The organism is Atopobium sp. BS2, assembly GCF_000565075.1.
Classification (GTDB): Bacteria; Actinomycetota; Coriobacteriia; order Coriobacteriales; family Atopobiaceae; genus Lancefieldella.
This window is the reverse complement of record NZ_JDFG01000014.1, coordinates 1-23,289: the sequence shown is the minus strand read 5'-3', so window position 1 is coordinate 23,289 and position 23,289 is coordinate 1. Positions and strand designations below refer to the sequence as shown.

General features: G+C 53.1%; 17 protein-coding genes. 14 read left to right on the top strand and 3 right to left on the bottom strand.

Going from position 1 to position 23,289, the window contains the following annotated elements; genetic code table 11:
- Window positions 1-133: 133 nt before the first annotated feature.
- Together HMPREF1492_RS02095 and HMPREF1492_RS02090 are read right to left on the bottom strand one after the other, a co-directional pair.
- Window positions 134-1,060 carry a pseudouridine-5'-phosphate glycosidase gene (locus HMPREF1492_RS02095; RefSeq protein ID WP_035435444.1) on the bottom strand — a complete coding sequence of 309 codons (927 nt, stop codon included), beginning with the start codon at window positions 1,058-1,060 and terminating at the stop codon, window positions 134-136.
- A 91-nt stretch (window positions 1,061-1,151) separates the two neighbouring features.
- The gene (locus HMPREF1492_RS02090) at window positions 1,152-2,234 is read right to left on the bottom strand and encodes a PfkB family carbohydrate kinase (protein ID WP_035435443.1); all 1,083 of its coding nucleotides are present in this window, start codon (window positions 2,232-2,234) and stop codon (window positions 1,152-1,154) included.
- A gap of 407 nt (window positions 2,235-2,641) precedes the next feature.
- Here HMPREF1492_RS02090 and HMPREF1492_RS02085 point away from each other — a divergent pair, with 407 nt between their 5' ends.
- The 10 genes from HMPREF1492_RS02085 (at window position 2,642) to HMPREF1492_RS02040 (ending at window position 17,928) form a co-directional block, all read left to right on the top strand.
- A complete protein-coding gene (locus HMPREF1492_RS02085; protein ID WP_035435441.1) occupies window positions 2,642-3,832 on the top strand; it encodes a phosphopentomutase in 1,191 nt (396 codons plus the stop codon).
- Window positions 3,832-4,542 carry a purine-nucleoside phosphorylase gene (gene deoD / locus HMPREF1492_RS02080; protein ID WP_035435439.1) on the top strand — a complete coding sequence of 237 codons (711 nt, stop codon included), beginning with the start codon at window positions 3,832-3,834 and terminating at the stop codon, window positions 4,540-4,542. Before HMPREF1492_RS02085 ends, deoD begins: the two co-directional genes overlap by 1 nt.
- 163 nt (window positions 4,543-4,705) lie before the next feature.
- Window positions 4,706-5,779, top strand: coding sequence for a BMP family lipoprotein (locus tag HMPREF1492_RS02075; protein ID WP_035435437.1), 1,074 nt, complete (start codon window positions 4,706-4,708; stop codon window positions 5,777-5,779).
- 148 nt (window positions 5,780-5,927) lie between these two features.
- The gene (locus tag HMPREF1492_RS02070) at window positions 5,928-7,457 is read left to right on the top strand and encodes an ABC transporter ATP-binding protein (protein WP_035435435.1); all 1,530 of its coding nucleotides are present in this window, start codon (window positions 5,928-5,930) and stop codon (window positions 7,455-7,457) included.
- A complete protein-coding gene (locus HMPREF1492_RS02065; protein ID WP_035435432.1) occupies window positions 7,454-8,656 on the top strand; it encodes an ABC transporter permease in 1,203 nt (400 codons plus the stop codon). The genes HMPREF1492_RS02070 and HMPREF1492_RS02065 overlap by 4 nt, the downstream gene beginning before the upstream one ends.
- Window positions 8,646-9,569, top strand: coding sequence for an ABC transporter permease (locus HMPREF1492_RS02060; protein ID WP_035428522.1), 924 nt, complete (start codon window positions 8,646-8,648; stop codon window positions 9,567-9,569). The genes HMPREF1492_RS02065 and HMPREF1492_RS02060 overlap by 11 nt, the downstream gene beginning before the upstream one ends.
- Window positions 9,569-10,117, top strand: a complete 549-nt coding sequence (locus tag HMPREF1492_RS02055) for a cytidine deaminase (protein ID WP_035435429.1) — start codon at window positions 9,569-9,571, stop codon at window positions 10,115-10,117. Before HMPREF1492_RS02060 ends, HMPREF1492_RS02055 begins: the two co-directional genes overlap by 1 nt.
- A 181-nt stretch (window positions 10,118-10,298) precedes the next feature.
- A complete protein-coding gene (locus HMPREF1492_RS02050) occupies window positions 10,299-11,624 on the top strand; it encodes a pyrimidine-nucleoside phosphorylase (protein ID WP_035435427.1) in 1,326 nt (441 codons plus the stop codon).
- Between the two features lie 849 nt (window positions 11,625-12,473).
- Window positions 12,474-13,181, top strand: coding sequence for a TetR/AcrR family transcriptional regulator (locus HMPREF1492_RS02045; protein WP_035435425.1), 708 nt, complete (start codon window positions 12,474-12,476; stop codon window positions 13,179-13,181).
- Window positions 13,174-17,928, top strand: a complete 4,755-nt coding sequence (locus HMPREF1492_RS02040) for a 2-hydroxyacyl-CoA dehydratase (protein ID WP_035435423.1) — start codon at window positions 13,174-13,176, stop codon at window positions 17,926-17,928. The genes HMPREF1492_RS02045 and HMPREF1492_RS02040 overlap by 8 nt, the downstream gene beginning before the upstream one ends.
- Before the next feature lie 604 nt (window positions 17,929-18,532).
- Here the strand turns inward: HMPREF1492_RS02040 and HMPREF1492_RS02035 are convergent.
- Entirely contained in the window at window positions 18,533-19,543 is a 1,011-nt protein-coding gene (locus tag HMPREF1492_RS02035) for a LacI family DNA-binding transcriptional regulator (protein WP_035435421.1), read from the bottom strand.
- A 348-nt stretch (window positions 19,544-19,891) separates the two neighbouring features.
- Between HMPREF1492_RS02035 and HMPREF1492_RS02030 the strand changes: the two genes are divergently transcribed.
- The 4 genes from HMPREF1492_RS02030 (at window position 19,892) to HMPREF1492_RS02015 (ending at window position 22,938) form a co-directional block, all read left to right on the top strand.
- Window positions 19,892-20,173, top strand: coding sequence for a PTS sugar transporter subunit IIB (locus tag HMPREF1492_RS02030; protein WP_035428512.1), 282 nt, complete (start codon window positions 19,892-19,894; stop codon window positions 20,171-20,173).
- An 84-nt stretch (window positions 20,174-20,257) separates the two neighbouring features.
- Window positions 20,258-21,682 (top strand): PTS galactitol transporter subunit IIC, encoded by a 1,425-nt coding sequence (locus HMPREF1492_RS02025; protein WP_035428511.1) that lies wholly within the window; start codon window positions 20,258-20,260, stop codon window positions 21,680-21,682.
- 108 nt (window positions 21,683-21,790) lie between these two features.
- Complete coding sequence (locus tag HMPREF1492_RS02020) at window positions 21,791-22,462, top strand: hypothetical protein (RefSeq protein WP_035435419.1); 672 nt, start codon at window positions 21,791-21,793, stop codon at window positions 22,460-22,462.
- A 2-nt stretch (window positions 22,463-22,464) separates the two neighbouring features.
- On the top strand, window positions 22,465-22,938 hold the full coding sequence (locus HMPREF1492_RS02015) for a PTS sugar transporter subunit IIA (RefSeq protein WP_035435417.1): 474 nt from the start codon (window positions 22,465-22,467) through the stop codon (window positions 22,936-22,938).
- The last annotated feature ends 351 nt before the right edge of the window (window positions 22,939-23,289 follow it).

The following is a 23,289-nucleotide window of genomic DNA, read 5'->3' as shown; positions in this document are numbered from 1 at the left end:
GGACTGCCTCCCATTTCTTGGACATAAGAAATGGGAGGCTGTTCAAAACGACGTAGGGGCCAAAAAGAAATGCGATGCTTACGCGGTGCTTGCACGTGTACTTACGTGGTGCTTACGCAGCGCTAACGTGCACTTACTTGCGGTTGCAAACCTCTGCAGCAACCTTTGCGCCAAGAGCAACGTTGTTGAAGACCAGCTGAATGTTGGACTCAAGGGAGTTGTTACCAGTGATCTCAGCAACCTTTGCCAGCAAGAATGGTGTGGACTCCTTGCCATGGATACCGTTAGCCTCTGCCTCTGCAAGGGCCTTCTCGATAGCTGCGTCGATGGTGTCCTTATCCATTGCATACTGCTCAGGAATTGGGTTGGTGACCAGGAGACCGCTGTTCATGCCAATCTGCTGCTGGGTAGTGAAGATCTCTGCCAGCTCAGCAGGGGAGTCAACACGGTAGTCAACGCTAAAGCCGCTCTTGCGGGTGTAGAACGCAGGAAGCTCCTCGGTCTGGTAACCAAGTACTGGAACGCCCTTGGTCTCCAGGTACTCAAGGGTAAGGCCAAGGTCAAGAATGGACTTTGCACCAGCGCAGATGACCATAACAGGAGTCTGTGCAAGCTCCTCGAGGTCAGCGGAGATGTCCATGGTGGTCTCAGCGCCACGGTGAACGCCACCAATGCCGCCTGTTGCAAAGACGTCGATGCCTGCCATGTGAGCAATCATCATGGTAGTAGTGACGGTAGTTGCGCCGTCCTTCTTCTCAGCGATGATAACAGGAAGGTCGCGGCGGCTTACCTTAGCAACCTCGCGGCCCTTCTTGCCCAGGTAGTCAATCTCGTCAGCGGAAAGACCAGCACGCATCTGGCCGTTAATAATTGCGATAGTTGCAGGAATTGCACCGTTGTCGCGGATGATCTGCTCAACCTTCAGAGCGGTCTCAACGTTCTGTGGGTAAGGCATACCGTGAGAAATGATGGTGGACTCCAGGGCTACAACAGGCTTGTTCTGCTCAAGAGCCTCTTTGACCTCGTTAGATACAACGAGAAAATCCTTCAGGTTTGACATATATACTCCAATCGTAAACGACTAATGGAACCGAAAGTAGTGCCGCGCAGATGCGCTGTGCCGCGCAGACGCGCTGTGCCGTGCAGGCGCGCTAAATACCTGCGCGCTTGATAACCTCTTCAACGTTGAGCTCACCGTTGATGGTGTCCTCACCCTCAATGGCCATGCTGGAAGCAGCTATGCCCACTAGGCCGGTTTGCTCAAGCGTCATGCCCTGAGTGTACGCCCAGGTAACTCCCGCCATCATGGCATCTCCTGCGCCTGTCATGTTGACTAGCTTTGCAGGAAGCAGTGGCAAATGGACGGTCTTCTCGTGATCAGCACAAAGAAGGCCCTTCTCGCCAAGGGAGATAAACACGCGCTTCAGTCCTGTTGCAAGTAGCTCGTGAGCTGCGGCTTCAAGGGAGGCGTCGTCAGTGATCTTGATGCCCGAGAGCATCTCGGCTTCAAGGCGATTTGGCTTGAGTGTGTGAATCTTGCCTAGGACCCTCTTGAGCTTCTGTGCCTTGATGGAAGAAACAGGATCGCAGAAGATGGGGCAGGTCACGTTCTTGGCAATGAACTCGATGGTCTGCTGAGGCAGGTTGGTATCAATCACGCAAGCTGCGGCGTGCTGGATAACATCCAGGCGCTCCTCGATGCGCTCGGGGGTGACATACTCGTAAATCTGCATGTCATTGATGGCTTCCTGCATCTCACCGTGCTCGTCCATGATGAAGAGGTAGGTAGAAGTGGAAGCACCTGGCACAGTAATTGAGGCGTCGATGTCAATGCCGCAATCCAGGCAGCCCTCTTTGAGCTCGCGCGCACGATAGTCCTCGCCAAAGGCGGTGAGCAGACGAACATCGCTGTCGAGAAGGGCCAGGTTGTGGGCAACATTTCTGCCAACGCCACCAAAGGACATGGTGACCTTGCCAGGGTTTGAATCTCCTGCCACAAGGGAAGTGTCTGGGCGACCAGCAATATCCATATTGGCAGCGCCAATCACAATAAAGTAGGGACGTTCGCTCAAAATGTAGCGGCGGCCCAGAATTGCGCCCTTTGCAGTAAGGTTGGAGATGTGAACCGAAACAGAAGAACGCGAGATGCCTGCACGCTCTGCAATTTCCTTCTGAGTAATGGAAGGCTGCTCTTTGATCCAGTTGAAAATCATTTGTTCTCGATTGGTGAGCATCATGCCTCCTAGCAGCAAAAATAGAATCCGACTAAACAGGTGCTTATATGAAACTTCTAAACAGGTGCTTATCTTGTTTAAGCTAGTGCTTAAATCTTGCTTTGGACAACGATAAGACAGCAGCTAGAGTCTGTAAAGAATGAATTCATTAAATTTTTCCCTGGTGAGCTCAAAGATTTTCTCGCCACGCTTGTTCTACCTGCTTGATTTTTCTAAGCATTTGCTGCGTACCGTTTACAGAATTTTAGTATCTGCAAACGGTTGTATCGTGAAAATCTCTCTAAATTGGGCGTCGGCGTTATGCAACTGTAATAATATATTTAATGAATAGTAATGACTCGTCCACATAAGTTAGTTCGCGTGCGTATCGTGCGCAGATGCTTGTTTCGGGCGTTTTAGGAGGTAGTATGCCTAAACGTGTTTTTGTAGTTGTTCTTGATAGTTTTGGCATCGGCGAAGAGCCTGATGCAGCGGCATACGGAGACGAGGGTAGCAATACCCTTTGTGCATGCGCAACAAGTGGCGTTCTTAACATCCCAAATATGACAAAGCTGGGCCTTCTTAATATTGATGGCGCGCTTGATACTGTGTACGACGTTGATCTGAAGCCAATTGAGTCTCCTGTGGGCGCATACGCTCGTATGCAGGAGAAATCAGCTGGTAAAGACACCACCGTTGGCCACTGGGAGATGGCAGGCGTCATTTCTCCAAAGAAGTTCCCAACGTATCCTGATGGTTTTCCACAGGAGGTCATTGAGGAGTTTGAGCAGAAGACGGGCCGCAAGGTTTTGTGCAACAAGCCTTACTCCGGAACCGATGTTATTAGAGACTTTGGTAAAGAGCACGTAGAGACTGGTGCTCTGATTGTCTACACTTCAGCAGATTCTGTTTTCCAGATTGCTGCTCATGAGGACGTGGTAAGTCCCGAGAAACTCTATGAGTATTGCCGCATTGCGCGCGAGATTCTGCAGGGTGAGCACGGTGTTGCTCGCGTTATTGCTCGTCCTTTTGAGGGGGAGTGGCCATACCAGCGTACTTCTCGCCGTCATGACTTCTCGCTTGAGCCAACGGGCCCAACTATGCTTGATCGCCTTAAAGAGAACGGCTTTGATGTTCTTTCCATTGGCAAGATTTATGACATCTTTGCTCACCGTGGCATGACTGAGTTTGAGTTCACTACCTGCAATGCAGACGGAATTCAGAAAACTATTGAGGCTACCAGCAAAGACTTCAACGGTCTGTGCTTCACCAACCTTGTTGATACCGACATGATTTACGGTCACCGCAATGATCCTGTGGGATACTCCAACGCTCTTTCTTATTTTGACGAGCGCATTCCTCAAATTATTGAGGGCCTTCGTGAGGATGACCTGTTCATTATCACCGCAGATCATGGCTGTGACCCGGTAACACCATCTACTGATCACTCTCGTGAGTACGTGCCACTGCTTATCACGGGTCCAAAGGTCAAGCCAAACACCAACCTTGGTACAACCGCCACATTTGCCGATATGGCCGAGACAATCCTTGATTATTTTGGCGTTGAGCAACTTGGTGTTGGAACTTCTCACCTGTCAGAGATTCTTAAGGAGAACTAATGGCTACTACCCCAACTCCCCATAACGCTGCTGTTGAGGGCCAGATTGCTAAGACCGTCCTCATGCCAGGCGATCCTCTGCGCGCTAAGCTTCTTGCAGACACGTATCTGGAGAACGTTGAGCAGTTCAACACCGTTCGCAACATGTTTGGCTACACCGGCACCTACAAGGGACAGCCAGTCTCCGTTATGGGTTCTGGTATGGGTATGCCTTCCATTGGTATTTATTCTTACGAGCTCTTTAATTTCTACGGAGTTGACAATATTCTCCGCATTGGTAGCGCTGGCGGCCTTGCTCCTGAGGTAAAGCTTAGAGACATTGTTATTGGCATGTCTTCCAGCACTGATTCTAATTATCCATCACAGTACGGAATGCCTGGAACCATTGCACCTACCGCAGACTTTGGCCTGTTGAGCAAGGCTGTTGCTGGTGCAGAAAAGCTGGGTTATCCCGTTCGCGTTGGTAATATTCTGGCAAGCGACGTGTTCTATACCGTAGACAACTCGCTTACCAAATGGGCAAGCATGGATGTTCTTGCCGTTGAGATGGAGTCGGCAGCCCTGTATCTCAACGCCATGCACGCTCATAAGCATGCGCTTACGCTGCTAACTATCTCTGATTTGCCTCTTACAGGAGAAGCACTTACTGCTGAAGAGCGTCAGACTAGTTTCACGCAGATGATGGAGGTTGCTCTTTCTGTTGTTGCTTAAGGCACTTGTTGTGTAAAGCATCGCAGATAGGCAGTTTGCCATTGCTGTTTGTTTTGGAACCATGCGGATTTTCCGCTTAAGTTAGGGGAGTTTGGTCAACTTCTCATAAAGATCCAGCACTAAAGCTGGACGTTCCCGCCACATGAGGTAAGGAGAGCACGGAATGAACAAGAACGTTTCTCGTCGTAGTTTTGTGACCGGCGCAACCGGCGTTGGCGCATTTGCAGCACTTGCAGGTCTTGCAGGCTGCAACCAGAAGAAGGACGATGGTGGCCAGAAGGCATCAGGTGAGAAGAAAAAGAAGCTCACCATGGTTACCGATACTGGTGGTGTTAACGACCAGTCCTTTAACCAGTCCGCTTGGGAGGGCATGACCGAGCTTAAGGACAAGAACGGCTGGGATGTCAGCTACCTTGAGTCCAAGCAGGATTCCGATTACGCAACCAACCTTGATAAGGCTGTTGACGCAGAGTCCGACCTTGTTTGGGGCGTTGGCTTTGCTATGGCAGACGCAACCCTTAAGGCTGCTAAGGACAATCCAAACACCCAGTTTGCCATCATTGACAACGGCAACGAGTCTCAGGTTTCCAACTTCACCGGCGTTATGTTCCGTGCTCAGGAGCCTTCCTTTGTTGTTGGCTACATTGCTGCTCGCACCACAAAGACTGGCAAGGTTGGCTTTGTTGGCGGCATTTCTTCCGCACTTATCGACCAGTTTGAGTATGGTTACCGCGGCGGCGTTGCTTATGCAAACAAGGAAAAGGGCACCAACGTTGAGGTTTCTGCACAGTACGCAGAGTCCTTCTCCGATGCTGCAAAGGGTAAGGCTATTGCTAACTCCATGTACTCCGATGGTTGCGACGTTGTCTTCCACGCTGCAGGCGGCGTAGGAACCGGCGTTATTGAGGCAGCTAAGGACGCAAACAAGCTTGCTATCGGCGTTGATCGTGACCAGGCATATCTTGCTCCAGAGAACGTCCTGACCTCTGCTCTTAAGCGCGTTAACGTTGCTATCGTTGAGATTTCCGAGAAGATCCTGAAGGACGGCCAGAAGGGTGGCACTACTGTTTCCCTGGGCGCTTCCGAGGACGCTGTCGGAATTGCTGAGGATCACCACCTCATGGGTGAGGACACCTACAAGGCAGCTACTGACCTTCTCGACAAGATCAAGGCTGGCTCCGTTGTTCCTCCTGCAAGCAAGGACGACCTGGACAAGTACGTCAAGTCTTTGAGCTAAGCTCTGACTTAGTTTTTTGAGCCCTGGGGTTTCTCGCCAGATGGTTTTGCCGTCTGACAGGCCCAAAAGGTTGATGAGTTTGGATTTGCTGGTGAGGGGTGCTCTTTGGCACTCCTCACCTCTAGCAAGTGTGTAAAGGAGGTGGCTCGTGGAAGTCAGTTCGGATTACGCTGTTCAGATGCATGGCATTACCAAAGTTTTTGGATCGTTTAAAGCTCTTGACGCCGTAGACCTTAACGTGCGCAAGCAAACTGTCCACGCCATTTTAGGAGAGAACGGCGCAGGTAAAAGTACGCTTATGAACGTACTGTATGGCCTGTATTCTGCTGATGAGGGCGAGGTTTACCTCAACGGAGAGCGTGTATCCATATCTGGCCCAACCGATGCTATCGCTCACGGTATTGGTATGGTTCACCAGCACTTTATGCTGGTCGAGAACTTTACTGTTACAGAAAATATTGTTTTGGGCAACGAGGTCACCAAGGCTGGTGGCGTCCTTGATCCAAAGCGAGCTCGCGAGAAGGTCCTGGAGATTGTTGAGGAATACGGCTTTGACGTAGACCCTGACGCCAAGATTGAAGACATTTCTGTTGGTATGCAGCAGCGTGTTGAGATTTTGAAGGCCCTGTATCGCGGCGCAGATACGCTGATTCTTGATGAGCCTACGGCAGTTCTTACGCCGCAGGAAATTGAGAAGCTTATTCAGATCATGCATGACCTGGTAAGCAAAGGTAAAACCATCATTGTTATTACTCACAAGCTTAAAGAGATTATGTCTTCTGCTGACGAGTGCACTATTATTCGTCGCGGCAAGTACATGAGCACCGTTGATGTCTCCAAGACATCCGAGACCGAGCTTGCAACACTTATGGTGGGTAGAAACGTTAACCTGCATGTAGAAAAGAAGCCAGCAACTCCTGGGGAGGTTGTTCTCTCTATTAAGGATCTCCACGTCAAGGACGAGCGCGGCATTGAGCAGGTAAACGGCTTTAATTTGGATATTCGTGCCGGTGAGATTGTTGGTCTTGCAGGTATTGACGGCAACGGCCAGAAAGAACTTGCCGATGCCATAGACGCACTGGTCAAACCTGAGTCGGGCACCATTACCGTTAAAGGTGAAGAGATTCAGGGCACAACCCCTAAAACGGTCATTGACCACGCAGTTGCCACTATTCCTTCAGACCGTCACCGTTGGGGTCTGGTTCTGCCCTTTACGGTTGCCGAGAACATGGTGCTTGAGCGCCACAACGAGGAGACCTTTGGTAAGGGCATTGCACTTGACCTGGCAAAGATTAAGGAATTCTCTCAGAAGCTGATTGACGAGTTTGATATTCGTCCTGCTGAGTGTGCAGATCATCAGGCTGCGGGACTTTCTGGTGGTAACCAGCAGAAGGTTATTATCGCCCGAGAGGTCTCTTCCAACCCAGACGTCCTCATTGCCATTCAGCCAACGCGCGGTCTTGACGTTGGTGCTATTGAGTTTGTTCACAAGGCGCTTATTCGCGAGAGGGACCGTGGTGCAGCAATTTTGCTGATTTCCTTTGAGCTGGACGAGATTATGGACGTTGCCGATAAGATGGCAATTATTTACGCCGGCAAGAATGTTGGCGAGTTTGACCAAGGTACTATCACTGAAGAGCAGGCTGGCCTGCTGATGGCAGGAGGTGACGCCGAGTGAGTACGCTTACAAAGATAATGAGAAAGCCCATTACGTCAGCAATTGTTGCTATTTTTGTTGGCCTGTTGGTTGCTTCTATTATTTTGGTTGTTGCAGGTTATGACCCTATCAGCTCGTTTGAGGCTCTTATTGGCGGCATGGTAGGTAAGCCAAAATACATTTCTAACGTCATTATTAAGGCAACACCTTTGCTCTTTACGGGTATTGCTGTTGCTTTTGCATTCCGCGTTGGCCTCTTTAACATTGGCGCTGAGGGTCAGTACATTGTAGGTACTATCCTCGCCGTTATTGTTGGCTACAGTCTTGATCTTCCTCCTGTACTGCAGATTCCTGTAGTTGTTTTGGTTGGTACCGCAGGCGGCGCAGGTATTGGTGCCATTATTGGATGGCTTAAGGCTCAGTTTGGCATCAACGAGGTTATTACCAGCATTATGTTTAACTGGATCAGCCTTTACCTCTGCAACTTTGTGGTTTCTCTTCCACAGTTCCACCAGCCAAACTCAACTTCTTCGTACTCCATTAACGAGTCTGGCTACACCACACTGTTCTATGGCATGAAGAATTCCGAGGACGGTGCTGAGGCAATTCGCAATATTCCTGTTATTGGCGACGCTATTATGCGTACCGATGTAAATATTGGTATTTTTGTTGCTATTATCGCAGCTATCTTTATTGGCTGGCTGCTTATGCGCACCAAGGTTGGTTATGAGATGCGCGCTGTTGGTTTTAACCGCGACGCTGCACAGTTTACCGGCATCAACGTTAAGAAAAACCTTACGCTCTGCATGGCTATTTCTGGTGCACTCTGCGGACTTGCAGGTGCTCTGACCATTACCGGTATTGCTCCTCACAGTATTGCAACGCTGGCAGCATTTGAGAACAACGGCTTTAACGGTCTGTCCGTTGCGTTTATCGCCAACTGCAATCCTGTGGCATGTATTCCTGCATCCTTCCTGTTCGCTGGTCTTCTTTATGGTGGCCAGACTGTTCAGCAGACGGTTGGTGCACCTTCCGAGATTATCAACATTGTTATTGGTACCATCGTGTTCTTTATGGCTCTGGGTGGCGTTATTCCAATGCTTGCCGACCGTCTTGATCACAAGCGTGCCCAGAAGGCTAAGGAAGAAGAGGCAAAGCTTGCTGCTCAAGTGAGTGATGCGTCCGACCCTTCTCAGGAGGAGGCAAACAATGCTCACTAACCTGATTCTTCTTGTTTCCGTTACCCTCATGTACTCGACACCTCTTATTTTTGGTGCTCTGGGCGGCGTTGTCTCCGAGCGCTCCGGTGTTGTCAACATTGGTATTGAGGGCATGATGGGTGTTGGCGCCTTTGCAGGCGTTGCGGGCAGCTACCTCACCGGAAACCCTTGGATTGGCTTCCTTTGTGCAGGTATTGCAGGCGGTCTTATTGCGCTTTTGCACGCCATGGCATCTATTACGTTTAACGCTGACCAGACAGTTTCTGGTGTTGCAATTAACCTGCTGGCACCTGGCATTGCTCTGTTTGCTTGCCGTCTTTTGTTTGATGGCGCTGCAATGTCTCCAGCAGTCAATAAGCTGCCAAAGCTCTTTGGTGAGGGTGCCTTTAACGACACACCTTATTCCAGCTTGAACGTAGACATTACCGTGGTACTTGCACTTTTAACCGCCCTTCTCGTCTGGTTTGTGCTTTACCGTACCAAGTGGGGCCTGCGTATTCGCTCCGTTGGCGAGCATCCACACGCATCCGAGACGCTGGGCATTAGCGTTCGTAAGACTCGCTACCTCTGCGTTATTGTTTCTGGTGTTCTTGCAGGATTTGGTGGCGCTTCTGTAACGCTGGCAATTATTTCTCAGTTCACTCAGACCGCTATTTCTGGTCAGGGCTTTATTGCATTGGCAGCTGTTATTTTTGGTAAGTGGAAGCCTCTGAACACCTATGCAGCTTGCCTGCTCTTTGGCTTTACTCAGGCACTGGCAATTCTTCTTGGCGGCGGCGCAACTCCAATTCCAAGCCAGATCATTGCAATGCTTCCTTACTTCATCACCATCATTACGCTGGTCCTTTTTGTTGGTAAGTCTGTTGCGCCTAAGGCGGACGGCGTGCCATACATCAAGGGAAGTCGTGCATAATGGCCGGGGTAGAGGGTTCTTGCCACGTTTCTAACGAGGCTCTTGTTCAGCTTGCTATTGAGGCGCGCAACTACGCCTATGTACCGTACTCTCACTATGCTGTTGGAGCTGCGCTTTTGTGCTCCGACGGCACGGTATACGGTGGCGCCAACCTAGAAAATGCTGCGTACACGCCTTCTAACTGCGCCGAGCGCACGGCGTTTTTCCGCGCGGTGTTTGAGGGTCACAGGGATTTTGTGGCCATTGCGGTTGTCGGCGGTCCTGAGGGAGAAGCCCCAACAGCTTGGTGCACTCCTTGTGGTGTATGCAGGCAGGTTATTCGCGAGTGGTGCGATCCTGCAACGTTCCGTATTGTGCTGGGCAAGGTAGACGCGGCTCCTCGCGAGTATCTGCTCCAGGACATCTTGCCTATGGGATTTGGTCCCGAGGATCTGGGCGAGTCTAGTCCTGCTGGCGCATCGGGTGACGACGCCGTGAAGGGTGCCGACGGTGGTCACGAGCACGGTTGTGGCTGCGGGTGCAGCGAGAACGGCAAGAGTAACCAGTAAGCTGCGGTATCAAGCAGCCTGCGCTTTCGGGTGCAGATAACCTGGTAGGTTACATGAAATTGCAAGCCGGTAGAGTTTCTCGCTACCGGCTCTTTTACTAGAGAGTTAACGCGAACGGCAACGAATGCGCCTGACGGCGCCGCGAACGGCAACGAACGCGAAAGCGGAAAGAGGTTCAACTATGCGCATGTACGACGTGATTGAAAAGAAGCGCGACGGCGGCGAGCTTACCGACGCCGAGATCGATTACTTTGTCTCGGGCTATGTAGCTGGGGATATTCCTGATTATCAGGCCTCCGCACTTGCGATGGCCATTTTCTACAAAGGTATGACCGCGCATGAGACGGCTCACCTGACCATGGCAATGGCCGAGTCCGGCGACATGATGGACCTCTCGGCAATTCCTGGTATCAAGGTGGACAAGCATTCTACCGGCGGCGTTGGCGATAAAACCACGCTGGTAGTGGCTCCAATTGTTGCATCTCTGGGCGTCAAGGTTGCCAAGATGAGCGGTCGCGGCTTAGGCCACACGGGCGGTACGCTGGATAAACTTGAGGCAATCCCAGGCCTTTCCATTGAGATTTCCGAGCCCGATTTCTTCAAGCAGGTCTCCGAGATTGGCGTTGCCGTCGCAGGTCAGACGGGCAATCTTGTTCCAGCTGACAAGAAGCTCTACGCGCTTCGCGACGTTACTGCAACGGTTGATTCGGTGCCTCTGATTGCGTCGAGCATTATGAGCAAGAAGATTGCTTCCGGGTCCGACTGCATTTTGCTGGACGTTAAGTGCGGCTCCGGCGCTTTTATGAAGGATGTTGACTCCGCAATTGAGCTGGCAGATGCCATGGTTTCCATTGGCGAGCACGTCGGCCGTACTACCGCGGCTCTGATCACCGGCATGGATCGTCCTCTGGGCAAAAACGTGGGCAACTCCCTCGAGGTCATCGAGGCAGTGGCCACGCTTAAGGGCGAGGGTCCTGAGGATCTGACTGATGTCTGCGTTGAACTTGCTGCAAACATGCTTAATCTCGCAGGTAAGGGAAGTGTTGAGGACTGCCGCAAGCTGGCTCGTCAGCAGATTGCAAACGGCGAGGGCTTGGCTAAGCTTGCCCAGATGGTCAAGGCTCAGGGCGGCACCGACGAGGTCATCTTTGACACCACCAAGTTTGAGGCCGCGCCATTCCGTCGCGACATTGTGGCCGAGACCAGCGGATATATCACATCCATGAACGCTGAGCTGGTGGGCATTTCCTCCGTTGCTCTGGGCGCTGGCCGCGAGAAGAAGGGCGATCCAATTGACCCAGCTGCTGGTATTATCCTTGAGCGCAAGACCGGCGATTATGTCGAGAAGGGCGATGTGATTGCAACGCTTCTGACCGGTGACGAAAGCCGTCTTGATGAGGGCGAGCGCATTTTCCGCGAGGCTCTGGTCTTTGGCGAGAACACTCCCGAGCTGGAGCCGCTGTTCTTTGCGCGTGTCTCCAAGGACGGCGTCGAGCGCTTCGCGTAAGCGCGTGGGGTTCCGAGCTCCACATAACATGCAAGTGAGAGCGTGCAAGCTCCGAGCTCCATATATCATGCAGGTCAGACCGGTGTTCACGCAGGTGGGCACCGGTTTTTTGTGTGGTAACAGCGTCGTGTGCGGGCAAACTTGCAGGTCAAGCGCGCGAAGCGCCAGCGGGGAGTGCACGGGGCTTCTCGCCAGGTGCGCCATAACAGCATGCGCGCCTGAAAAGTGTAAAGAATCTGTATTTGAGGCACAGATTCTTTGATGAAATCAGGCAAATCCACCGATTCTTTTACATTTTTAGGCAAAATTTACAGAATCTTTGATGAAATCAGGCGCGTGAAAGATAGATTACGTGGCCCTGAATTTTGAGCCTGAAAAGGGCATCAAGTCTGAGTAAATTTACTCAGACATGGCGAGAAAAACCGGCAAATAGCTCAGATAAGGTGTGCTTTTCCGGCAAATTGTTCAGACATGACGATAACATCAGGCTCCCTGGAAGGGTGAGTTCGGACACGCTTTAAACCCCGCCTGAAAAGTGCAAAGAATCTGTGTTTGAGACACAGATTCTTTGCTGTTATCAGGCAAAAGTTACAGATTCTTTGCTGAAATCAGGCGCGCTAGCAGGACAAGATAGAAAACCTAGCCGACAGAACAAATCTGGCGAGAAAATCGGTCTTCTCGAGGTTGCAGTTATTGCACAGAGTGTGTAATAATACTCAGTATGTGCAATAAGTCGGGTGCTACGGTGTTGTTGTGCTGCCGCAACACCTGCGGTTCGCGGCCCGCACCGCTCACACGCGTCCGCGCACCCAGTACGTACCTGCAAACCAGGAGAGGCTTCAGAAACGTATGACAGAAACATTGTCTGTACCTGCTGTTTTTTCAGCTTGCAAGCTTGATCGACGCACCGCAAGAACTCGCGCGGCGCTCAGAAAAGCCCTGGCAGAAGAGATAGACGCTACCGGCGACCTTACTTCCGTGACCGTCACGGGCGTAACGGAGCGCGCCGGCCTCACGCGTCGAACCTTTTATTCTCACTACAAAGACATCCCTGACCTGGTGCTCCACATCGAAAAGGAAGCGCTAGCAGAGCTCCGACCTGCTGTTGAGCAGCTCGCTCGCGTGAACCTTGCCGAGCTCAAGGAGGCCATTGACTCCTACAAGCCATGCCCCGGTGCAACGGAGATGCTCCGAAGCATTCGCAAGCACGGCTTCTACCTGCGCCCTTTGCTGGGTAACGGCGGCGACCCTGCGTTCCAGGACAAGCTAAAACACCTGGTACACGAGGTTATCGCCCAGCGCGCCCTTCACGACCTTGATCCACGCGCACTTGGTCCCTTCTTTGACTACTATCTGACCTTTGCAATTTCTGCCGAGGTCGGCGTCCTTATCCGCTGGTTAATCGGCGGCATGCGCGAGAGCGACGAGCAGATGGCAGGCCTTATGACCGGCCTCATGTTTGTTGCACCTGGCGATCTGTACGGCAAGCCAATCAAGCTAGACGTTCCACGATTTGCGCTTGCAACTCTTGTTCTCGGAGAGGAAAACAATGATTAGTCCAAAGTTTAAGCTGGTAGAAAATGGTGCCGAGCTTGCACCAAACGTCCCACTTGACCTGTCTCAGGCCCACCTTATGCTGGGCATCGACGTTGGTTCCACAACCGTAAAGCTGTCCGTCATCGATGAGGACGGCACGCTGGTTTACGCAAACTATGAGCGTCACCACACCGACGTTCGTGCAACTGCGCGCTCCTTGTTTGTCAAAGCCCAAAAGCACATTGGCGAGACACCCATGTACGCCGCAATCACCGGTTCCGGCGGAATGCTCTTGGCGCAATGGCTTGACCTGGAGTTTGTCCAGGAGGTTATCGCTTCCAAGCGCGCTGTTGAGACGCTGATCCCTCAGACCGACGTTGCCATTGAGCTGGGCGGCGAGGACGCAAAGATTATCTACTTCGATAATGGCATCGAGCAGCGCATGAACGGTACCTGCGCTGGTGGTACCGGTGCGTTTATCGACCAGATGGCGTCTCTCCTTAAGACCGACGCGACCGGCCTCAACGAGCTGGCAAAGGACGTCAAGCAGATCTACCCAATTGCATCTCGCTGCGGCGTTTTTGCTAAGTCCGACGTTCAGCCGCTGCTCAACGAGGGTGCCGCTCCTGCCGACATCGCAGCCTCCATCTTCCAGGCCGTTGCAAACCAGACCGTCTCGGGCCTGGCTTGTGGTCACCCTATCCGCGGCTACGTCGCGTTTCTCGGCGGCCCTCTGCAGTACCTCTCTGAGCTGCGCCGTCGTTTCTACATCACGCTTAACTTGGACGACGAGCACATTGTCTTGCCACAGAACGCCCACCTCTTTGTTGCAACGGGCGCTGCTCTGGCGGGCGAGTCCGATCGACCAATCACCTTTACGCAGGTCATGGAGGCGCTGGACAACCTCAAGGACATCCAGGGCTCCGAGGTTGCTCGTCTGGACCCACTCTTTGCTACCCAGCAGGACTTTGACGACTTCAAAGCCCGCCACGACCAGGAGGTAGTCCCCAAGGGCCAGCTGGCCAACTACCACGGTCGCGTGTTTATCGGCATCGACGCAGGTTCTACCACCATGAAGGCTGCAGTTGTTGGCGAGAAGGGCGAGCTGCTTTATACCTGGTACGACAATAACAACGGCGATATCCTGGGCACCGCTCGCAAGATCATGGACTCCATCTACGACGAGATGCCTTCCGACTGCATCATCGGCCACGTCACAACCACCGGTTATGGCGAGGGTATCCTGATTGAGGCTCTACGCGCAGACTCTGGCGAGATTGAGACCGTTGCTCACCTGCGTGGCGCTAAGGCATTTGTCCCAGACGTTGATTTCATTCTTGATATTGGCGGCCAGGACATGAAGTGTCTGCAGGTCAAAGATGGCGTCATCGAGCACATCATGCTCAACGAAGCATGCTCTGCAGGCTGCGGATCCTTTATTGCGTCCTTCGCCGACTCCATGAAGATGGACGTCCGCGAGTTTGCAACCGCCGCAACTAAGGCTAAGCTCCCTGTTGACCTGGGCTCCCGTTGTACCGTCTTCATGAACTCCCGCGTTAAGCAGGCGCAGAAGGAGGGCGCAACCATCGGCGACGTTGCTGCTGGTCTTTCGTACTCCGTCATCAAGAACGCCCTGTTCAAGGTCATCAAGCTCCGCGACTTCAGCGAGATTGGCGAGCACTGCATCGTCCAGGGCGGCACCTTCATGTCCGACGCAACGCTCCGCGCATTTGAGCTGCTCACCGGCAGAGACGTCATCCGTCCTGACATCGCAGGCGTCATGGGTGCCTACGGCGCCGCTCTTCTCGCCCGCGACCGCGCAGGCATTGACGGCGTATCCACCCTGCTAGACCGCGAGTCTATCGACAACCTGCAGGTCAAGCTTACCAACACACACTGCCGCATTTGCCCTAACAGCTGCATGCTTACCATCAACGACTTTGGCAGCGGCCACAGGTTTATCACCGGTAACCGTTGCGAGAAAGGCGCAGGTAAGAAGCGTGGTGCCAAGAAGAACGAGGCGCCAAACCTCTTTGCGTTCAAGAACAAGCTGCTGTTTGACCGCGAGTCGCTTCCCGCTGATGAGGCTCCACGCGGCACCGTTGGTATTCCTCGCTCACTGAACATGTACGAGAACTATCCGTTCTGGCACACGTTTTTCACCAAGCTGGGCTTCTCGGTCATTTTGTCCGACCAGACCACCGCAAAGACGTACGATGCGGGTATCGAGTCTATGCCTTCCGAGTCCGCCTGCTATCCTGCGAAGCTTTCGCATGGCCACATCATGAACCTGCTGGCCAAGGACCCAGACTTTATTTGGATGCCGTGTATTCGTTGGGAGCGCAAGGAGGACGACTCCGCAACCAACCACTACAACTGCCCAATTGTCATGAGTTACCCTCAGGCGCTGGGCCTCAACGTGGACGAGCTTTCCGATCCGTCCATCCAGTACATGGCTCCGTTCATTCCGTACGACAAGAAGAACGAGCTCAAGCGTCGTTTGTACGAGCTCATCAGCGAACAGCGCGAGAAGGACGCCCAGGTAGGCAAGGGTCGCTTCCGCGGCGAGCACATCACGCGCGCCGAAATTGATGCCGCTGTTGAGGCTGCTTGGCAGGAAGACATCAACGTCAAGGACCAGATGCACCGCGCAGGTGACGAGGCTCTTGCGTGGATTGAGGAGCACGACGCTCACGGTATTGTTCTTGCAGGTCGTCCATATCACAACGACCCAGAGATCAACCACGCCATCCCTGAGCTGGTCTCTTCCTTTGGCTTTGCCGTTCTCACCGAGGATTCCGTTGCTCACAAGATGATGCCTGAGCGTCCAATCCGCATCGTTGACCAGTGGATGTACCACTCGCGCCTGTATCGTGCGGCTCGCTTTGTTGCATCCCGAAACGACCTGGACCTTATCCAGCTCTTCTCGTTTGGTTGTGGCCTTGACGCACTGACCACCGACCAGGTCCAGGAGATTCTTGAGGCTTCGGGCAAGATCTACACCATGCTTAAGGTTGACCAGGTCTCCAACTTGGGCGCCGCGCGAATTCGTATCCGTTCCTTGATGGCGGCCCTGAACGAGCAGCAGGCAGAACTCGAGCGACTTTCAGCTGCCGGCCTGGTTACCGAGGCCGTGCCACAGGGTGTTCGCATGGCCGATGGCTCTCTGGAAAAGGCCAGGAGCGCTAGTTCTTCTCGCCGTGCTCCGGTGTACCGCGAGGCAGAATCCGCAGCTTACGAGAAGGTCCGCTACACCAAGGAGATGCAGGAAGCGGGCTACACTATCCTGGCTCCGCAGATGGCGCCAATCCACTTTGAGCTGGTAGAGGAGCTGCTGAAGGGTGCGGGCTACAACGTTGTGCTGCTGCCTTCGGTTGACCAAGGCGCCGTTGACATGGGCCTTCGCTACGTCAACAACGACATCTGCTACCCATCTATCCTGGTCACGGGCCAGATTATGGAGGCGGTGCTTTCCGGCAAGTACGATCTGACCAAGACCGCGGTTCTGATTTCGCAGACCGGCGGCGGCTGCCGTGCAACCAACTATATTGCACTGATTCGTAAGGCGCTCAAAGACGCAGGTCATCCAGAGATTCCGGTCATTTCCGTCTCCGCCGCTTCCGGCCTTGACGAGGACAACCCAGGATTCAAGTTGTTCAAGCCTGACTTGCTGATCAAGGCAGTCTACGCGCTGCTATACGGCGACCTGATCATGCAGCTGCTGTATCGCGTTCGTCCCTACGAGGCCGTTAAGGGTTCCGCAAATGAGCTGTATGACCAGCTCATGGCCGATACACGTTCCAAGATCAACGGAATTTCTCGCAAGGAATTCTATAAGCAGTGCCAGCGTACCATTGAGCTGTTTGACAGCTTGCCCGTGGTCAACGACCGCCAGAAGCCACGCGTCGGCGTCGTCGGCGAGATTCTGGTTAAGTTCCACCCAACGGCTAACAACGAGCTGGTCAAGGTTATTGAGTCCGAAGGCTGCGAGGCCAACGTTCCGGGTCTGGTCGACTTCTTCCTGTTTGGCCTCTCCAACGCGATCAACACGCACAAGGAGCTGGGCACCTCGTTCAAGAGCCGCATGACGCACATCGCGGGCATCAAGATGGTCCAGGGTTTGCGCGCGCCAATCAACAAGATGCTGGAGAAGTCCGAGCGCTTTGAGCCGTATCCCAACATCGACGAGCTGGCCGAGAAGGCTGGTCAGATTCTCTCGCTCTGCAACACGATGGGCGAGGGTTGGCTGCTCACCGCTGAGATGTGCGACCTCATTGAGACGGGTACACCAAACATTGTCTGCGCTCAGCCATTTGCATGCCTACCTAACCACGTTGTTGGTAAGGCAGTCATCAAGCGCCTGCGCCAGATGCACCCCGAGTCCAACATTGTTGCCGTCGACTACGACCCAGGCGCGTCCGAGGTTAACCAGCTCAACCGTATCAAGCTGATGATTTCGGTTGCTAAGGAGAACTACAAGAACGGCGTAAATGGCGAGTTCAAGCTGGAAAACGCTGACGATCCAGTTACCAACGACGCAACCATGCCATATACCGGTCGCGACAAGTTTGGCCTGGATTCCGTTGTCCGTGAGGGCGGCCATTCTTGCTCTTCGCACCACATGTCTGCGCTGGAAGCAACTGGCGCTAACCTGGGCGATCTTGGTCGCACCGCGCCTGACCACGGAAAAGATTACGGTTCCATTAGGCTTTCCGAGGAGCAGATGGCTGCTATCGAGCGCGCCAAGAAGAAAGCCGGCGTCAAATAGTGTGGTCGACGCGGTCTGTGCGCCGAGGCACGTGGCTGCGAGTGCACACCCCGCGCCGGCCGGTCGTGCAACCAGCATAATCGGCTGCGAAGTTGGCGCGCAACTAGTGTGATCGGCTGCGAAGTTGCTGCGCGACCAGCTACAAAGTTGTAATTTGCACGTTAATGAGCCCCAAACTTTAGTTTGGGGCTCATTTTTGGCGATTGTGGGCCCAAAAAGGTAAAAAATGCGTTTAGTTGGTGTATTCATTTTGAAAATGAGGTGTTTTGACTCAATTAGTAAAAGAAATAGTTAAAACTTTTTAGCTTATCCTGGGCAAACGCGAATATAAAAAGTTGAACTAAATTCCTTCATTCCCAACTAAACGCATTTTTTACCGCCTGAAGTCCCAAAAAAGGTGATTTTTCACATCATCGAATTATTTTGTGTATATAGCGTAACGAATATGCAATTTCATGCATAATGACGTTTCTAGCCGCGAAAAAGACGTATCGCTACGGTGACAGCATTGCAAAACGCCCTGTTCTGCGCATCTTAACGCATACTCCCACTAGGTCGCGGTCATGTCGCACCCATAGTACGCCATCTACCTGCGCATCACGCGCTATAGCTGCTTGACGCTCTTTCGCGAAACTACGGTGGTGTGGAGCTGCGAAATGCATGGTGCGTAATGGGCGTCAGTCGTCTGGTCAATGAGGCGTTTAACTGCGATTTCTCCCATTTCGTGCTTGGGAACGTGCACGGAGGTAAGCGAAGGCTGGATCAGCTTGCAGATGCGGTCGTCGTCAAAACCCACAACCGAGACATCACCTGGAACATCAACGCCCAGCTCACGTAGGGCGCGGACAACGGTAGCTGCCAAGCTATCGCTCTCGCAGAAAAACGCGGTAGGCAGTGTCGCGCACTTCTGTTCCAGCCAATCGACCAGTTGGCGATAGGCCTCCTCGGGCGCCGAGTCGACAAGCACGCGGTTGTTCTCGTCAAACGGGAATCGCATGTCGTCCAGCACGCGGCGCATGCCATGCTCACGCAGGGGATAGTTCTTGCAGCGCTCCACGTGGCCGACGTACCCGATGACCTCGTGGCCGTGCTCAACCAGCAGGGTACACGCGCGATACGCTGCGGTTTCGTTGGCGGTAACCACGCAGTCAAACGGCAGCTTGTCGCTCCAACTGTCCACAATCACCAGCGGCAGACTGAACTCTTCCAGCAAGGAAAACTGATCGTCGGAGACAATCTCGGTGGCGAGAAGAACGACGCCAGCTCCCTCGTTTTGTTCCAGCTCTGCAATGTTTTTCTTGCTAGTAACGGGGTCGGGGAGGTCCAAGGTTACCATCGCCGACGGCAGTCCAAGTCTGCGAGCAGCGCGTTCGATGCCGGTATAAACACCTGCTTGAAAGGCGCTTTCGTCGACGATGTGGCCGTTGACGTGCGCAATCGCAAAAATGATGCGAGAAATCTGAGCCGAGCGGCTGTACCCAAGGCGCGCAATGGCCTCCAGGATGATATTAGTTGCCTTAGCGCCGACGTTGCCTTTTTCGTTGAGGACATTTGAGACGGTTGCAGGAGAGTAGCCTGTTTCTGCAGCTACATCTCGGATGCTTACCCTTGTCATGGCGTCCCCCTCAAACGTCAAAATAAACAATTCAACTAATACGTTAAAAACGTTTTACCTGCAAGTACTCCATAAAACTAATACATCAACTATATAAAAATTGTATAGATAAAACAACATAGACAATCTTGTTTAATTTGTTTACAATACCAACGTTAAGTGTTTAAACGCCGAGAAACCCGGGCAATAAACAGGTAACATCGGCACAACGGTTGATGCCGCCAGCACGGCAGCCGCACGCAGCCACCAGCACGGCAATCGCGCGCCCCGCACGCAGTCCCGCGAAACTGCTTGCGCATCAACCACATATTAGGACGAGAAACCCCGTCCTGTCTCGAAGGAGAAGACATGAAAAAGGTAGTCGTAGCTTGTGGTTCCGGTATCGCAACCTCTACTGCTGTTGAGGCAAAGGTCAAGGATCTTCTCGATTCCAACGGTCTTGCTGGAACTTACAACATTGTTAAATGCTCCATTGGCGAGGCAGTTGGCCAGTGCGCAGATGCAGATATCCTCATTGCAACTACGGAGGCACCTGCAAGCATTACCTGCCCATATGTCAGCGGCGTTCCTTTCCTTACTACCATTGGTAAGGCAGCTGCTGAGCAGCAGATTCTTGACATCCTCAAGTAAGTAGTTCGGTAATTTACACCCGCTCGCCAACGGCTGTTTGCCAACGGCGGCGGGTGTTTGTTTTTTGTTCGAAAGAAGGTAAGTGTGGAAGTAGTAATTTCATTCTTCTCGTTCCTTCAGGGCCTCGGTGTTGCAGTCATGATGCCAATCATCCTGACCATCATCGGTTGCGCTCTGGGAGCAGGCTTTGGTAAGAGCCTCAAGGCTGGCCTTATGGTCGGCGTTGGCTTTATCGGCCTTAACCTCGTCATCAACCAGCTGTTTGGTACCGCAATTGGACCTGCAGTTCAGGAGATGATTCACCGCTTTGGTCTGACCCTCAACGTCATCGACGTCGGTTGGCCAGCAGGTGCAGCAATTGCACTCGGCACCACCATTGGTCTGGTTATCATTCCTTTGGCACTCATCGTTAACCTGCTTCTTGTCCTGGTTAACTTCACCCAGACGGTCAACGTCGACATCTGGAACTACTGGCACTACGCATTCGTCGGCTCCCTTGTTGCAAACGTTACCAACAACATCATGCTTGGCTTCGCTGCAGCAATCATCGACGAGGTCATCCTGCTTGTTCTTGCTGACGCAACCGCAAAGGACGTTCAGAAGGCACTCAACATGCCAGGCGTTTCTATCTCCCAGGGCTTCTCGCTTGCTTACGCACCTGTTGCTATGGGTCTGAACTGGCTGATCGACAAGATCCCTGGCGTTCGCGACATCGACATCGACGTCGAGTCCATGCAGAAGCGCTTTGGCGTCTTCGGTGAGCCACTGTTCATCGGCACCGTTATCGGCCTTATCATCGGCTGCGTTGCATACTTCGACGCTGCTGACATCGCAGGCTCCATTACCAAGATCCTGACCATCGGCGTCACCCTTGGCTCCGTTCTGATCCTCATCCCTCGTATGGCAGCTCTCCTGATGGAAGGCCTCCTGCCAATCTCCGAGGCAGCTTCTAACTTCATCCAGCAGCGCGTTAAGAACCGCGGCAACATCTGGATCGGTCTCGACTCCGCAGTTGCAGTTGGCCACCCAGTAACCCTGTCCCTGGCTCTTATCTGCATTCCTCTGATGGTTCTGTTTGCACTCCTGCTTCAGCCAGTTGGCAACCAGACTCTGCCATTTGTCGACCTTGCTGCTGGCACCTACATGCTTGCAGTCGCAGTTCCTGTCTGCAAGGGTAACGGCTTCCGCGGCCTGATCATCGGCATTGTTTCCGTCATCATCGGTCTGCTGATCTCCACCGCTCTTGCTCCACTCATCACACAGTCTGCAACTCAGGCTGGCTTCGACATCGCAGCTGCAGTTGGTAGCACCGGCGTTGCCGGTTCTTCCCTGATCACCGTCCTTTCCGACGGCGGCAGTCCACTGTCCGGCCTGTTTGTCCTGTTCTCCAGCATCAACCCAATCGTTGGCGTTGTAGTAACCGGCGCAATCGCTTGCGCACTTGCTGTGTGGAACCGTAGCCGCATCCTCAAGGAGGCTGCTGCAATGCACGAGGCTCAGGAGGCTTAGTCCCGTCCCGAACAGGCCTCGTTGCCTACAAAACATCGCAAGGAGGCTCGTCCAGGTTTTGCTTGGCGAGCCTCTCTGTTTACCGCTTGATTCCAAAGGCGAGAAACCATGTCCACTTCAAAGTCCTCATCAACCAGCAAGCGCCCGTCGGCCGACGACCGCGCCGCGACCCGTACCGCAGCCGTGACTAGCGCCGACGCCGCGACCACAGCTGCGACCGACGCCGCGACCAGCGCTGACGCCGCGACCAGCGCTGACGCCGCAGCCCGCACCGACGCTGCGGCCAAGCCGGTCACGTACACGTACGACCGTCGCCGCTACGTCATCGACGTGCTGCTACCCAACTACGTCTCGATAATCGTGCTTATCGCGGCAGTCGTGCTTTTTGCGCTGGGGTTTATCCGCTGGTTAATGCTCTTTCTTGTTGTGGTTTGCCTGTACTCGATTCTCAACGCGTTTCTCGCGCATGCCTATCCTGAGCAGGTTATTCTCGCCCCAGACTCAATCACATTTGTAACGGGTAAACACAAATCAACCTACAAGTTGTCCCAGATTACGCAGATTCGCGTGCGAGAGGCCCCGCAAGGACTGCGTTCGTACGTGCGCATCAACAAGGCCACGCCGCTGCAGGGTCGCTTCTACCTGACCTGCGGCGATATGACCGATGCGCAGGGCAACGACGCCCGAGAGGTCTACAAGCTGCTGCTCGACCTCGAGGCAAAACTAGATCCCAACGGACTGCGCGTGCGAGCGCGCCGCCAGCAACAGAAAGGGGAGTAGCAATGGCTACAACCGACGCTGAGCTCCTAAAGCCCGAGCTTGTTTTCTTTGACATTGAGGCTAAGGACGCCTTTGAGCTGTTTGACCAGCTCGAGACCCGCCTGACCAACCTCGGCTACATCAAGGACACCTGGAAAGACGCAATTTCAACTCGCGAGAAGAACTATCCAACCGGACTCGCTTTTCCTGCAGGTGAGATTGCAATTCCACACACCGACCCTGTCAACCTTGAGAAGCCTTACATTGCAATCGTGAAGCCATCCAGCACAATCAACTTTGAGCCAATGGGTGGTGACGGCGACACTGTTCCAGCAAAACTTGTCGTTAACCTGGGTATTATGCGTGACGGCGGTCAGGTAGAGATGCTCCAGAGCCTGATGGGAATCTTCATGGACGAGGCAAAGTCTGCCGACGTCTTTGGCCAGACCACCGCAGATGGCATGGTCGCTTCGTTCTCCAAGTATCTCTCCGAGTAGCGCGGGCGGCGCGGGCAGCGCGAACGCTTCGGCGAACGCGCACGACCACAACCCGTTTAGTCTGCGATTAGACGCGACCACTGAGATTTGCACGTTAATGAGCCCCAAACTTTGGTTTGGGGCTCATTTTTGGCGAATTTAGGCTCAAAAAGGTAAAAAATGCGTTTAGTTGGTGTATTCATTTTGAAAATGAGCTATTTTGACTTAATTAGTAAAAGAAATAGTTAAAACTATTTCGTCTTTCCTGGGCAAACATAAAGATAAAAAATCGAACTAAATTTCTCCATCCCCAACTAAACGCATTTTTTACCGCCTGAGGTCCCAAAAACGGCAATTTTCCGAGTCCTGTGA